The 14,130-nt window shown below is 60.3% G+C and carries 11 protein-coding genes, 1 tRNA gene and 2 pseudogenes; 7 read left to right on the top strand and 7 right to left on the bottom strand.

From position 1 onward, the window contains the following. Positions 1 to 26: 26 nt before the first annotated feature. The 6 genes from ACSZOQ_RS16865 (at position 27) to ACSZOQ_RS16840 (ending at position 4,771) form a co-directional block, all read left to right on the top strand. On the top strand, positions 27 to 650 hold the full coding sequence (locus tag ACSZOQ_RS16865; RefSeq protein WP_439923562.1) for a Maf-like protein: 624 nt from the start codon (positions 27 to 29) through the stop codon (positions 648 to 650). Beyond that, complete coding sequence (gene yacG / locus ACSZOQ_RS16860) at positions 640 to 822, top strand: DNA gyrase inhibitor YacG (protein ID WP_439923561.1); 183 nt, start codon at positions 640 to 642, stop codon at positions 820 to 822. Before ACSZOQ_RS16865 ends, yacG begins: the two co-directional genes overlap by 11 nt. 144 nt (positions 823 to 966) lie before the next feature. Further along, positions 967 to 1,042: transfer RNA gene (locus ACSZOQ_RS16855), tRNA-Phe, on the top strand. Between the two features lie 84 nt (positions 1,043 to 1,126). Beyond that, the gene (locus ACSZOQ_RS16850) at positions 1,127 to 2,695 is read left to right on the top strand and encodes a DUF6538 domain-containing protein (protein WP_439923560.1); all 1,569 of its coding nucleotides are present in this window, start codon (positions 1,127 to 1,129) and stop codon (positions 2,693 to 2,695) included. A 256-nt stretch (positions 2,696 to 2,951) separates the two neighbouring features. After that, entirely contained in the window at positions 2,952 to 3,491 is a 540-nt protein-coding gene (locus ACSZOQ_RS16845; protein WP_439923559.1) for an E2 domain-associated cysteine-rich protein, read from the top strand. 62 nt (positions 3,492 to 3,553) lie between these two features. Next, complete coding sequence (locus ACSZOQ_RS16840; RefSeq protein ID WP_439923558.1) at positions 3,554 to 4,771, top strand: DUF2235 domain-containing protein; 1,218 nt, start codon at positions 3,554 to 3,556, stop codon at positions 4,769 to 4,771. A 722-nt stretch (positions 4,772 to 5,493) separates the two neighbouring features. On the opposite strand, the gene ACSZOQ_RS16835 is transcribed toward ACSZOQ_RS16840, so the two are convergent. The 3 genes and pseudogenes from ACSZOQ_RS16835 to ACSZOQ_RS16825 all read right to left on the bottom strand — a co-directional run bounded on the left by ACSZOQ_RS16835 (position 5,494) and on the right by ACSZOQ_RS16825 (position 9,498). Beyond that, entirely contained in the window at positions 5,494 to 6,678 is a 1,185-nt protein-coding gene (locus ACSZOQ_RS16835; RefSeq protein WP_439923557.1) for a hypothetical protein, read from the bottom strand. A gap of 1,073 nt (positions 6,679 to 7,751) precedes the next feature. Next, positions 7,752 to 8,015, bottom strand: a pseudogene (locus ACSZOQ_RS16830) (cyclohexanone monooxygenase); the annotation flags it as partial. A gap of 283 nt (positions 8,016 to 8,298) precedes the next feature. Next, positions 8,299 to 9,498: a serine hydrolase domain-containing protein gene (locus ACSZOQ_RS16825; RefSeq protein WP_439923556.1), complete on the bottom strand. Its 1,200-nt coding sequence runs from the start codon at positions 9,496 to 9,498 to the stop codon at positions 8,299 to 8,301. A gap of 752 nt (positions 9,499 to 10,250) precedes the next feature. On the opposite strand from ACSZOQ_RS16825, the gene ACSZOQ_RS16820 reads away from it, so the two are divergent. Then, positions 10,251 to 10,439: a helix-turn-helix domain-containing protein gene (locus ACSZOQ_RS16820; RefSeq protein WP_439923555.1), complete on the top strand. Its 189-nt coding sequence runs from the start codon at positions 10,251 to 10,253 to the stop codon at positions 10,437 to 10,439. Between the two features lie 18 nt (positions 10,440 to 10,457). Here ACSZOQ_RS16820 and bhcD read toward each other — a convergent pair whose 3' ends face one another. The 4 genes and pseudogenes from bhcD to ACSZOQ_RS16800 form a co-directional block, all read right to left on the bottom strand. Then, complete coding sequence (bhcD, locus tag ACSZOQ_RS16815; protein WP_439923554.1) at positions 10,458 to 11,423, bottom strand: iminosuccinate reductase BhcD; 966 nt, start codon at positions 11,421 to 11,423, stop codon at positions 10,458 to 10,460. Between the two features lie 49 nt (positions 11,424 to 11,472). Then, a complete protein-coding gene (gene bhcC, locus ACSZOQ_RS16810; RefSeq protein ID WP_439923553.1) occupies positions 11,473 to 12,654 on the bottom strand; it encodes a 3-hydroxy-D-aspartate aldolase BhcC in 1,182 nt (393 codons plus the stop codon). A 14-nt stretch (positions 12,655 to 12,668) separates the two neighbouring features. Next, positions 12,669 to 13,616, bottom strand: coding sequence for a beta-hydroxyaspartate dehydratase BhcB (gene bhcB / locus ACSZOQ_RS16805; protein ID WP_439923552.1), 948 nt, complete (start codon positions 13,614 to 13,616; stop codon positions 12,669 to 12,671). Positions 13,617 to 13,641: 25 nt separating this feature from the next. After that, positions 13,642 to 13,911: pseudogene (locus tag ACSZOQ_RS16800) on the bottom strand (serine--glyoxylate aminotransferase); the annotation flags it as partial. Positions 13,912 to 14,130: the final 219 nt, after the last annotated feature.

Raw genomic sequence — 14,130 nt, 5'->3', positions numbered from 1 at the left:
TCCTTGCCCCGACACATGAAGACCGCATGTCAGGCCGTCCCAAACTCGTTCTCGCTTCCGGCTCGCCGCGGCGGCTCAGCCTGCTCAATCAGGCAGGCATCGACCCCGACGCGCTGCGCCCTGCCGACGTCGACGAGACGCCGACACGGGGCGAGCTGCCGCGCGCCTGCGCCAATCGCCTTGCCCGCGCCAAAGCCGATGCGGTGTTGAAGGCGGTGCAGCTCGACGACGACCTGCGCGGCTCGTTCATTCTGGCCGCCGATACTGTGGTCGCGGTGGGTCGCCGCATCCTGCCCAAGGCTGATCTGGCTGACGAGGCCTCGCAGTGCCTGCGGTTGCTCTCTGGGCGCAATCATCGCGTCTACACCGCAATCTGTCTCGTGACGCCGAAGGAAAACTTCCGTCAGCGCCTGATTGAGACCCGCGTGCGCTTCAAGCGGCTGGCCGATGAAGACATCCAAGCCTACATCGGCTCTGGCGAATGGCGTGGCAAGGCAGGCGGCTACGCGGTCCAGGGCATTGGCGGCTCGTTCGTGGTCAAGCTGGTAGGCTCGTATACCAATGTGGTCGGTCTGCCGCTTTACGAATCGGTTTCGCTGCTCGGCGGCGAGGGTTTCCCGATCCGCTCCGGCTGGTTGAATGCCGGCTAGGAAACCAGGCGGCGCGGGGCCGGATAAGCCGTGTCCGATCTGCGGCAAGCCGGCAGTCGCAGCGTCACGGCCGTTCTGCTCGGAGCGATGCCGCGATGTCGATCTCAACCGCTGGCTGTCCGGCAGCTACGCCATCCCCGTCACCAAGACCGACGGGGAGGATGCGGAATAGACCGAGCGACCTCCGGGTCGGAGATTTGTCGTCGGGTCGATGGTTTGAAGGCCTCGCGGCGCTCGTTTCCCCCGTCGCCGGGTGGGTGGACAGGGCCATCGGGCCTGACTATAAACCGGCGCGCCCCGGCTAAAGTCGGGCGATGCCCAGGTAGCTCAGTTGGTAGAGCATGCGACTGAAAATCGCAGTGTCGGTGGTTCGATCCCGCCCCTGGGCACCACGATGCTTTTAAACGTTTGTTTCGAAAGCAAATAAGCAAAATCAAGGAGCTAACGCTACCCGCCTGGTACAAAAGGTTGGTACAATGCCCCTTGCAATGTCACGTCCCTGGAAGCATCCCAAAACCGGTGTCTATTGGCTCCGTCGCGCCGTGCCGGCCGAGTTAAGACGGCTGGTCGGTAAGCGCGAAGAGAAGCAGACGCTTAGAACGAAAGACCCCGCGGAGGCAAAGCGGCTGCATGCCAAAGCCTTAGCCGACCTTGAGGCCAGATGGAGCAACTTGCGGGCTGGATCCAGACAGCTGACTGAGCGCGAAGCTCACGAATTGGCAGCTCCGATTTATGATTTGTGGCTCGCTAAACACCGAGACAACCCGAGCGAAAATCCGTGGCGTACCGATGTTTTCGAGCGCATGTGGCATGCCCCCACGGCCCAAGAGGTTGTGACGAACCTCTTTGAGGAAGACTTACAAGCCGCTCGAAAACGCTGGGCAGACGATGAGCGGGTGACCCGCCAGCAGGCTTTGTGCCTCATCTATGCTGGTGACGTCCTTGAACAGCAGGGCCTCGTGCTCGATCAGATAGGCGCAATCAAACTAGAGAAGGCAGTTGGCCTCGCGATTCAGCGCGCGAGCTTGGTGCTTGCTGGCTTAAAGCGCGGGGAATTCGAGGCTATCATTTCCAGTTCGTTGGCTTTCGGCATTCGCCCCATGGAGGCGAGAAAGCCGGTCTCATTCAAGGTCCTGCTGGATCGGTGGCTGGCAGAGCGCAAGCCGGCGGAAAAGACCCGATATGAATGGACCCGTGTGTTCAATGAGCTTCGCCGGCACGTGCAGCACGATGACGCAACCCTTGTCACCGCCGACGATATCGTCAGCTGGAAAAACAGCCTCGTCGACGCGGGAGGTTCGACCAAAACCATCCGCGACGCAAAGTTGGCTCCCATTCGTGCCATCTTTCAAGTCGCCGTTGATAATCGGCTTCTTCCACTCAATCCGGCTGCAAACCTTCCCATGAGATTGAAGGCCAAGCCGGGACAGGCACGCCGTGGTTATACCAACGCAGAAGCTCGAATCGTGCTTGCAGCCGCCGCGAAGGCGCGCGATCCGGTTCGCCGATGGATCCCGATGTTGGGTGCTTACTCGGGAGCCCGGATTGCTGAGATCTGTCAGCTGCGGGTGCAGGACATCACGGAGATTGATGGGATCCACTGCATGAGTTTCACTGCCGACGCTGGCCCTCTAAAGACGGAAAGCTCCGAGCGTACGATACCAATTCACACGGCAATCATTGACGCTGGTTTCTTGGAGTTCGTGGCCAGCATCAAGAGCGGTCCTCTGTTCGTTCAGTTGAAGCCGGACAAGTTCGGCAGCCGGGGTGGCACAGGCACCAAGGTTCTAGGTCGGTGGATTCGGTCATTGGGCCTCGAGGACACGCGCTTGGCTCCCAATCACTCCTGGCGCCATCGTATGCGTACGCTTGCACGGGACTACATGCTGCAGCCAGACCTCATTGACGCCATCACAGGCCATCGAAAGAGAACCGTTGCGGATGGGTACGGCGAATTCCCGATGCCCGCCCTCAAGCGGGAGCTCGATAAGATTCCAGCGTTGTCACTTGAAACGTCTCGAGAAGTAGGTGTGACAGTTAATTGATCTGGAGTGTATTTTGCGGTTTGAAGGCCCCAGACTAGTTCGAATCTCTTCGGGCGCGCCATTTGTTCAACGGAATCAAAGCTTCCGTTTCGCCATTTCCCTAACGTTACCATAGCCGTTACGCGTAAGACGCGCGGGCTAATGCGAGCTCGTCAGTAGAGAGCGCCGTCTGGATCGTGCCCCCGTCCCAGGCACTGAATGTCCCGAACGGCATATCAACTTGGACGGCTCGTTCTGCATTGGTCTTCGAGCTGGCGTGGGCATTACGGACGAGACCGCGCCTGCCTGGTGGAAAAAGCTCCACGCCTTCGCCCTGTGGCAGGAGACGGCTGTCGAAACGGGATTTTGGCCGAGCGAAGGACAGCTTTCGCATGGAGAGGCCGCCGAGTGGGAGCTCGCCGCCGAGAATGCGGCCGATCAACTTGGCCTGCGGTCTGTCTATCGCGAGGCGGTTGCATTTGACACCGGCATCATCGCTGCTGGCGTAAGCAGGGTGAGCACGAAGAATGGTGTGCTCCGGAACGGACGAAGCGCGTGCATCTGCGGGCGCACCGATCGACGAGGCCGGAGGTTGCTTCGAAGAGATTGCCGCGACATTGGGCAGGGCTGCCCGATTCTTTTTGAGCACCGAAGACGCGTATCGATCGATGAATTTTGGCGAGGGCTCCGCGGGTGCGTTGCGTGCTGCGGGACAATGAAGGAATGCCCGCTACGGGCCGGAGACGGGACAACTGTCGACGGAAGAACGTTGCCCGCCGCGGAAACGCACACGGCACAATTCGGAGGTAAGGCATGAAGGTTTGGCATCGTATCTGGCGGATCGCGCATCCGATCATTCTCCTCGCCACGGTCGCTGGTATGATCGCCATCGGCGTCTTCATCGGTCGTCCGGGAGAGAAGGGCGGCAACCAGTCGAACTCCATCGAAACGGATCAGCAGCCGAAGCGCCTTGCAGTCTTCCTCGACGGTACGTGGAACAGCGTCGACACCAATACGAACGTTTGGCGCATGCGTTCTCTGTGCGCGCCGATAAGCAAGGACGGCAAGCCGCAGTTGGTCTACTACTCCGTCGGCGTGAACGGTTTTCTCGGCGGCGCCGTCGGACAGGGGCTCGATGACAACATCCGCCTGGCCTACGAATGGCTGATCGAAAACTACCGGGAAGGAGACGAGATCTTCATCTTCGGCTTCAGCCGCGGCGCGTACACGGCCAGAGCGCTTGCGGGTCTGATCGCCATCGACGGACTACTGCAGCAGGGCTCGCCTATCGGCGTGAATGAGCTTTTCGACCGCTACAAGAGGGGCGACGAGGGGACGATCTGGACGCTGAATCAGATGCAGAGGGACGGCGACACGGCGAAGATGACCCCTCAGGAACGCTGGCTGCTCAAGTACGCGCGGCCCGTGAACATCAAAGTGGTCGGCGTATGGGACACCGTCGGCTCGATAGGCATCCCAGCGGGCGATTTCACCGGCATCAGCAGTAAACAGTTCGACTATCTGCAGACGGGCCTGCGGCTTCCGATCCAGAACGGCTATCACGCGCTCGCCATCGACGAGCATCGCGCCAAGTTCGCTCCCACGATCTGGGACGTCCATCGCAGCACCGCCAAGCCGCGATCGCTTTCGAGCGTCGAACAGCGGTGGTTCGTGGGTGCGCACGCCAACGTCGGCGGCGGCTACGAGACCGATCTGCTCGCGCAGCCTCCGCTGCGCTGGCTGATGAAGAAGGCGGAATCACAGGGGCTGACGTTCCGGTCCGAAGTCGACCTAGACGGCGACGACGTCACCGCGCAGATCAAGGACTCCTACAAGGAGTTCATGTACGGAGCCTACTCGGTCGTCTCCCGCCCGTTCTTCCGGACCATCGGCGCTGCGCCGGATGTGCGCGACGACGGCACTCACACGAACGTCAACGAGACCATCGACGCCAACGTCTTCAAGCGCTGGCGCGCCGATCCGACCTATCGACCGCAGAACCTGGTGGAATGGGCCCAGCACAAACACGTGGATCCGAGCAAGTTCGAGTCGTCGGTCCGCGCCGACGATCCCACTGTCGCCGTATCCGATCCGTAATCGGACGAGATTGGCGTCTGACCCCGCAACCTAACGTCGGTCCAATAAGCTCCATCGCGAATTGGCGGAGGATCGATGCCGGCGCTGCGATTTTGGTTCACTAACCAGGAACCGCGATGGCCTCGCCGCCATATAGATCGCCAACACGGTCGGGGCCATTCCCATCGCCTTGACCCGAACGAGCGCGAAAGCGAAGCAGATCAAAAGTGGCGCGGCGAGATCCAGGGAAGCTGTACCGCAAACGTCGGGCAGACCGCTCAACCTGGTGAACAGCGCCGGTCGGTCGAATTTACATACACGATAATGCCGGGAGCCTTACCGCACCTGACGCGCGGTTTGCCTGGCCCGTGTCGTCATAATCATGGCGCCGACGCCATGCGACTGGAGGCTGCCCGACGCAGGCCATCTGTTTCATGGCCGAGCGCCTGCCCCTATCTCCATGTCTCCCTTGAGGTTACGCGCGCGCAGTTCTCGGATATGCTTCCGTGCTCGAAGCAGGGCGGATCAAGGAATTTCACTTCTCCGTGGAATCCAAGATCGAAAATTCATGGCCGATCCACAATTGAGGCATGGCGTCCGTCCGCTGAAGCGCGGCAAGGTCGACAACGATGAGTGTCGCTCCGATTGTGCAGAAGAAACCGTACGACCGAGCGAGACCTGTGGAGCGTTAGGGAGAGCCAGAAGCGCAGCCGAAGCTCGTAGCCGTCTTGGATGCGCCGGAGTCACTTTTGCGGCTGTGAAGAGCCCCGCTTCTCCTCCAGCGGCGCGTATACCTCCTCTAAAGCGGCTAGAACCTGCTCTCCCCTCTCGACCGCCAATCGGCGGTGACCGGGTCCGCTAATCAACATCGACATCGACATGATCGGCGAGAAGTCAGATTTGATGACGTCGCTGTATTGACCATCGGTACACTGTGAATCCGTAACCGTGTCAAACAAGTCTCTGGGAACAGGATATTTGGCATGTGGGTTGTGGAAGAGGTTCGCCTCCTGCCCCCAAGTTTCTTCGGGAGCTCCTTCGTCGCCGACGATATACGCGAACGGGAGCGGTGCGTGCGCGTTCGGGTCGAAGTCGAAAGCAGTGCCGTAGCGGAGATCGGTCAATTCTCCATCGGGGTAAGGTCCCGCAAGTGCCATGCGCGTGAACTTCGCGACGGTACCCGCGTTCGTCCATAAGACGGCAGACACGTTCTCGGAGTCAGGAAGTGAAAAAAATCCAGCGGGAATAACCCGACCTTCATACGCATGCTCGAACACCCGTTCCGCATTAATGACGAGATTTCCGGCGTCGTCCCATGTTGGCGAGTGCTCTATGCCGTAGAGATATCGGACGACCGCGGCGTTCGAAAAGCCGAGGGCGCCATGTTCGTGGAAGGTCTGAATGGCCAGGATGAATGGCTTCCCGGCTACGTGTGGCAACTCCCAGTACGCCTTCGGATCCTTTTTCCTATCCAATCGGTGGAGCATCTTGCTTCTGAGCGCACCCGCGATCTTGATAGGCACTTCGTTTTCCTGACGCTCGCGTAGGCCTTCGATGTCACGGTCCTTCTCGTTGGTGCCTTCGTAGACGTGCATGCCGCCTTTGCCGTCGCCGGTCGGGTTCGCTGTCGTGCATTCTATGGCGATGCTTGTGCCGTTCTTGCTGACACAAAAGTCCGGTTGGGGCTCTTTACCTTCGAATTTGAAACCTTCAGCATGTAGTAGCTCGCTTACGTAGAGTTCAAATGTACGCGTGTTGAACCCGGTGGTTTGGAATTGCTCGACAAAATTGCCATCCTTTTCGGTCAGGCGCGCAAACGCGTCGTTCATGAGTCGCCGGGTCGACTTATTTCGCGGCGAGCTCTGAAGGATTTGAAATGATGGATGAAGGAGTTTTTTTGGCTTTTTGGTACTGAAGAGACCTTGCATTCAACCCTCTCCTTGAAGCGGCCCGATGAGCAGCGACCGGACACGAAGTTCGGAAACGGCCGATTGGCTTAGTTCATCGCTGGAATCTGGAAGCCAAGGAGGAGATTAACCAGTATCCGGGAATCCGCAATGTGAGCACGACGGCGCGCATTTGGCGAGAGCACTTCTGCGAAGCCGCCGTCGAATCGAAATCGGCCGTTGATTCTGGTTTTTGCGGGTCAGTCAGATGGCAAAGCGGAGTTGCAGTGCTTCGCCCTGATCTTCTCGGAGCGAGGACAACAAAACGCCGAACGGCCGGACAGCTTGTCGAGCGGTTTTGCTGACGCCAGCAAAGAGACCGCCAAGCGCTCAAGTTCTCCCGGCTTCCGACGCTGGTCAAGATTGACTGGCTCCGCGACATGCTCGCGAAGTCGGCAAGCTTCACCTTCGGTCACCGTCCGGCCGCGGGTGCCAGTGTTTCACAGTGGCGCCACACCTTGTCGATCGGCGGCGGCAATTCGGCGACCATCTCATCTAATACCAAATCTCGGAGAGCGTGACTCTGTGGGGCTTTTCAAATCAGCGGCGGGCTGATTCAACATGCGAACGAGGGAGGTTCGCCATGTCGCCCCTGCCACTCCGAGCTGATTTTAATGCGCAGACGACACGGTCCGCTGCCAGGCGGTCGAAAGATGGGCCGCAGGCGCGGCGACTTCTGGCTCTGGCCGCGATCTACGTGTAAACCGGCGCTGAACAAAGCCCCTTGAAGCTGCAGCGGTAACTCCTTGTGAGAAGTAACGGAATCTACGTCGGAGTGGGGTCACGATCGGCGCCGATCGTGACCCCACTCCGATCGGCTTTTTTTCGATTGTCTTTATGGCGTTACTGCCGGCACCTGCAGCGATCTGACCCCGGTGCCGATTCACAGGGTGCATACACCACATAGTATGCTCAGCCCCTTGATCGGCGGCATGTTGGCGGTCGTACAGGGCACCGACGGCCGGGATGACAAAGCGCGCCGTGACGGTGTCGCCCTTGTCGGTGCGCACGGTCCACAATTCGGTGTCGTCATCGAAGACGACTTCGACGACGCTCTTGCCAAACTGGATGTCAGGCTTCAGGTCGAAGCGCTCGGCGCAGTGCTCGAGGTAGCGCAGGACCTCGTCTTGCTCTGGATAGCGCTCGGACCAGTTCCATTCCTGCAACAGGTTCTTGTCGAACGTGTAACAGTAGATGTAGCTGTCGGAATCGCAGCGTGCGCCGGAATAGCGATTCCAATACCAGGTACCGCCGACGCTGTCGCCAGCCTCGAACACCGTGACGTTCAGGTCAAGCTTGTCGCGTAGCGAATGCAGCATGTACATGCCGGAGAATCCGGCGCTGATGATGACGGCATCGAAGTTGGCTTTTCGCGCCAGCCGTCTGGGGTTGGCCTTGCACATTCGTCATGACGTTCCTCCCGTTGTGAGCACACATCTTTAGTTCAGTCGGCTTCTTGCCATGCGTAGACGCCGATCTGCGCGAACAGCAGGCATGCTGCGGCACCATCGCAAAGCACGCGCTCACGACGCCGCCGTCGCTCTCTCTTGAGTTTCGAACGCGGCGCGCACCATGGCGCAGTTAGGCCGCGCTTGCCCAGCACTATGCTGCGGCGCGCGCCTCGCCGGTCGCATAGGCGGCCGTCTCGAATTCCAGGTAGCCACCGAACGAAGTCGGGTCGCCAAACGGCAGGATCTGCGTCGCCCAATACCCGCCGACCCCGTTCTTGCGGTCGATCCAGTAGAACGTGTTGGCGAGCCCGGCCCAGCCAATCGCGCCGGCCGGCCGGCCGGTTGGCGCGTCCTCGTCGTTCACCATGAAGGTGAAGCACCAGGATTTCTTCAGACCGGGGAAGAACTCGGCATCGTTCGACAGCGTCGGAATGACACCGGGTAGCATCGTGACGGCCTGGTGCGCCTGCAGGCCGTTGCGGACGGCGGACTCGACCGTCTCTTTCTTGAGCACGCGGCCCTGCGGTCCCGCCCCGTCGTTCAGCCACATGCGGATGAATTTCATGTACTCGCCGATCGAGCCGTAGAGACCGTGGCCGCCCATGTGGACTTCCGGCTTAGGCGGCAGTTGCAGATCGGGAAGGGGAGTCAGCGATCCGTCGGCCTCGCGCTGGTGGATGGTGGCGAGGCGCGCACGCATCGAAGGGGTCAGCGAAAAGGTGATGTCCTGCATGCCGAGCGGCGCAAAAATCCGCTCCGTCATTACCTCGCCGAGGCGCTTGCCGCGGATGCTCTCGACAATTTGGCCGCACCAATCGATGTTGCTGCCATATTCCCATTTGTCGCCGGGATCGAAGATCAGCGGCGTCATCAGTGACGCCTTCGAGCAGGTAATCACGCTTGGCTGGCCGTGCTCCTGCGCCAAGCGCAGGTAATTGGCGTTGAAGAAGTCGTAGCCAAGGCCGGCGGTGTGCAGCATCAGCATGCGGGTGGTGATGTCGCGCTTCGGCGCCCGCAGCTTTGGCCTGCCGTCAGCGTCGAACCCGTCGAGCACCTCGAGCTTGCGGATGTCGGGAACGTAGGTTTTGGCCGGAGCGTCCAGGTCGAGCTTGCCTTCCTCGACGCATTGCAGGACCGCTGTCCCGGTGATCGCTTTTGTGGTCGAGAAGATCGCGAAGACGGTATCTGTCGTCATTGCCTGACCAGCGCCAAGGATACGCTCGCCGGCGGCGCCTTCGTAGATGTTGGCCGAACGATCCGTAATCATCGCCACTACGCCGGGAACGCAGTCCTTGCCAGTCACGACCTTTTGAAGGATCCCGTCACATGCGCTTTTCAAGTTGCTACCCATAGACGTTCCTCCCGTTGCCAAGTTTGATCCCGCGCTTCGCGCCGAACGAGCCGATGCAACGTGTTGAAGTTGGGTTCCAGTCTGATTGTCTCGACGCCAGTTGCGCGAACAAAAATCCCACCGCGGTCGTAACAGCAATAGCGACTGGAGTTTTGAAAATGAGTTGGCTCCAGGTCAGCATCACATTTCGACCGAGCGTCTCGAAGCGTAGACCGTTTTCTTGCGATCGGCCATGCATTTCCATCTGGCATTTTTTTGCAGAGGCGGGTCAGCGATGCTGACACTTGATCTACCCTGAAACGGTTCATTGGCACTTTGCGCGTCTCTCTCGCTGCGCTTAGCGGTTCGGTGAGGATTTCCTCTCGTGGCATTTTTCGGATGAACCAACTGGCCGCGGATGTCCGGTCATGGCAGATTGTGTTGAAAAACTCGAAAATCGCGGGACGCCGAAAATCTCGCAAATGTAGCGCATTGGCGATTTCTGCCGCTGCAAGGCACGGTAGAATCGATACGAGGGCAAGCGGTCGCTTTTGCGGTAATTCATGTGGTCCCTCACGTCGCAGCGAGAGAAACGCACCAGCGGTCTTGAGAATTTTCAGTCATGAGCGAAAAGGACTTTTTCAACACAATCGGCACAAAGCGGACGTTCTATCACGGTTCGATGCGCGAATCCGCGTGTAGCAGCAAAGCTAGAATGTCAGCACTAAGCAAAGTTCAGATGTCAGTTTCTGGTCCTTTTGGGAACTTCGGAGATGAGCGGGGTGTTGATGAGCAAGCGCGAACTGAATCGTCTTGATGTCCTGGCACGGTTGGATAGCAAACGGCTGAGCGTTGCCGTTGCGGCCGGACTGATGAACATAACGCCGCGGCAGACGTATCGGTTGTTGAGCCGGTATCGCGACGAGGGGGCAGACCGTTGCCCAGCGCTGGGCGCCGCCTGACCACCACAGCTCGTCTCGTCAGAAATCGATATCGATGGCGATGCCCTTCTCGGTCGCCCGCTCGACAGCTGCAGAGGCCACAGCAAGATCCTGCAGGCCGACTCCTGTTCCGTCGAACAGCGTGATCTCCTGGGCCGAGGTTCGGCCAGGATGGGTGCCGTTGATCACCGCGCCGATTTCGACGATCGCCTGCTCGGTCAGAAGGCCTTCCGCCACCGCATGCTGGGCCTCGCCGATCGTGACGGACTGGGCCACCTCGTCGGTGAAGATCGTTGCCGCTGCGACGAGCTCGGCCTCGACCTCCTGTTTGCCTTTGGTGTCCGTGCCCATGCAGGCCAGATGCGTTCCTGGCTTGACCTGCGAGGCCTTCAGGATCGGCGCGAAAGACGAGGTGATGGTGATGATCACGTCGGATTCCGCGCCGAGCTGGTCGAGATCGACGGCTTCGAAGGGAAGGCCACGCTCCTGCGCCACCGTCTCGAGACGGCCGAGCATCTCGGGATGGAGGTTCCAGCCGAGGATACGCTCGAAGCCGCGCTGGTCGAGCGCGGCGCGCAACTGGAAGGCCGACTGGTGGCCGGCGCCGATCATGCCGAGCACTTTGGCGTCCTTGCGCGCGAGGTACTTGATCGAGATCGCGGAGGCGGCGGCCGTGCGAAGCGCCGTCAGCAGGTTACCGCCGACTACGGCACGGCACCGCCCCGTATCGGCGTCGAACAGGAAGACCGTGGACTGGTGGTTGGTGAGGCCCTTGGCCATATTGCCCGGCCAAAACCCGCCCGACTTCAGGCCGAGCGCGAGGCTCTCGCGATCGAATCCGGATTTGAAGCCGTAGAGCGCCTCGGCATGGCCGATGGCCTCCCGGACGACCGGGAAATTGTTGGCGGATCTGTTCGCCATGGAGGCGAAGACCTTTTCGACGGCGCTGAAGCAATCGGAAAGCGTGAGCAGCCCTGCGATCTCCCGTTCGGGAACGATGATCATGTCGTCGGTTCTCGATGAAAGTGGGGCGCCCAAAGGCGTTCGTTGATTTTCAATAGGCCTTGCCGCGCGCCGAGACGGGCCAGAGCGTCTCGACCACGCCATTGCGCACGCCGACATACCAGTCATGGACGTTGCAGGTCGGGTCGCAGTGCCCGGGGACGAGGCGCAGCTTCTCGTTGACCTTTAGCAAGCCCTTCGGATCGTCGATGACGCCGTGCTCGTCCGAACACTTGACGTATTTCACGTCGTCGCGGCCATAGACGAAAGGCAGACCGGAATCGACTGACTGGGCCTTGAGGCCGGCGTCGCAGATCGCCTTATCGGGCTTGGCGTGGCTCATCACGCTGGTCAGGATGAAGAGGGCGTTCTCCCACTCGCCCTTGTCGATGCGCTTGCCGTCCTTGTCGAGGATGCGTCCGTAATCGGCGTCCATGAAAGCGTAGCTGCCGCATTGCAGCTCGTTGTAGACGCCCGAGCCGCTCTCGAAATAATAGCTGCCGGTGCCGCCGCCGCTGACGAGCTCGGGCTCGAGACCCTCCCTCTTCAGAGCCTCCACCGCCTCCTTGACCTGGGCAATCGCCGCATCGAGCTTGGTCTTGCGGTCCTCGTATTTGTCGAGATGCTGCATCGCCCCCTGATAGGCCTGGATGCCGGTGAACTTCAGGCCCGGTGCGGCGGCGATGGCCTTGGCAATGGCGACCACGTCCGCGGATGTCTTCACGCCGCAGCGTCCGGCGCCGCAGTCGATCTCGACCAAGCAGTCAAGCGTCGTGCCGTGCTTCTGAGCGGCCGCGGAGAGTTCGGCGACGTTCGCGAGGTCGTCGACGCAGACGATGATACGCGCGCCATAGCGCGGTAGCCGCGCCAGCCGATCGATCTTGGCCGGGTCGCGGACCTGATTGGAGACCAGGATGTCCTTGATGCCGGCCCGGGCGAAGACCTCGGCCTCGGAGACCTTCTGGCAGCAGACGCCGATCGCGCCGCCGAGCTCCTGCTGCAGCCGAAGCACGTCAACGGATTTGTGCATCTTGCCGTGGGCACGGTGGCGCATATTATGCGCCCTGGCGTAGTCGCCCATCTTGCGGATGTTACGCTCGAGAGCATTGAGATCAAGGATCAAGCAAGGCGTCTGGATCTCGTTCTCGCGCATGCCGGGCAGGGCAGGAACGTCGTATCCGACCTCGAGGCCGGAGAGCTTCGCTTGGTCCGAGAGTTTCGCTTCCAGGCTCATGTGGCGGTTCTCCCCTACTGCCAGGGCAACTTGTCGAGATCGACGTTGCCGCCGGTGATGATCACGCCGACGCGCTTGCCAGCGAAGACGTCGCGGTTCTTCAGAATGGTCGCCAGCGGCACAGCGCTCGACGGCTCCATGACGATCTTCATCCGCTTCCAGATCAGCTTCATCGCATCGACGATTTCCTGCTCGGACGCCGTGAAGATGTCGGTGACGTGCTTGCTGACGAAGTGCCAAGTGAGCTCCTTCAGCGGCACCTTGAGCCCGTCCGCCACGGTGTTCGGGGCATCGTCGGCGATGATGTGACCAGCCCTGAAGCTACGATAGGCGTCGTCGGCCTGCTCGGGCTCGGCCGCGTAGATCTTGATCTGCGGAGCGAGATTCGACAGCGTGAGGCACGTGCCCGACACCATGCCGCCGCCGCCGATTGGGGCGATGACCGCATCGAGCCCGTCGACCTGCTCGATCAGCTCTTTCGAGCAGGTGCCCTGTCCCGCGATCACCCGCGGATCGTTGTAAGGGTGGACGAACTCTGCTCCTGTCTCTGCGACAACCTCGGCGAAGACGGCCTCGCGCGAGCTGGTGGAGGGCTCGCATTCGACGACCTTGCCGCCATAGCCGCGAACCGCGTCTTTCTTAGTCTGAGGCGCCGTGCGCGGCATCACAACCGTGCAGGGAATACCACGCCGGCCGGCCGCATAGGATAGACAAGTGCCGTGGTTACCAGAGGAATGCGTTGCCACGCCCTTCGCGGCCTGCGCGTCGTTCAGACCGAATACGGCGTTCGAGGCGCCGCGAGCCTTGAAGGCGCCGCCCTTCTGGAGATTCTCGCATTTGAAGAAGAGCTCGGCGCCAGAGAGCTCATTGATGACGCGCGAGGTAAGGACGGGCGTCCGGTGGATGTGAGGCTTGATGCGCTCATGCGCGATCAGCATGTCCGCAAGCGAAGGAATGTTCATCGTGGCCAACTCCTCACGCTGCGGCCTAGATCTCGGCAACAGCGGTGCTGCGGTAGTATTCCTGGGCGGCAGCCACACCGGAACTGCGCCTAATGCCGAGACACTAGATCGGCCCTCACTATCTCTGCCGTCGCAACATCGGCGAACACCATGACATCAATCAGGTTGCCGCTGATGCGGAAGACCTTGCCGGCGACCTCGCCAAGCAGAAGGTGACCTCGTATTTGCGCGCCGCGTGCGTGAGGATTTTAGTGGCGCGAAAACCGTCCGGCGTGCGGATAGCGCTCACCGTATCTCGATCAACAGGCTGCCGTTTTTGCCGCTTTCCATTGATTCACATTGACTCAGTGCACATGACAAGTAAAATTTCGATATCCTTCTTTGAACAAAAAATTTTCTTATACGATCTCTCGGAATCTCGAGATGTCACTTTCGTCGGCTAACCTACACGGTTTGTGCACTGCCGCGCCTGCGGCAAAAAAGTGCCCGCCGAACGTCGCCAAATGCTGAGCAG

The sequence above is a fragment of the Nitrobacter sp. JJSN genome (assembly GCF_051912485.1).
Lineage (GTDB): Bacteria > Pseudomonadota > Alphaproteobacteria > Rhizobiales > Xanthobacteraceae > Nitrobacter.
This window is presented reverse-complemented; position numbering and strand designations above follow the sequence as displayed.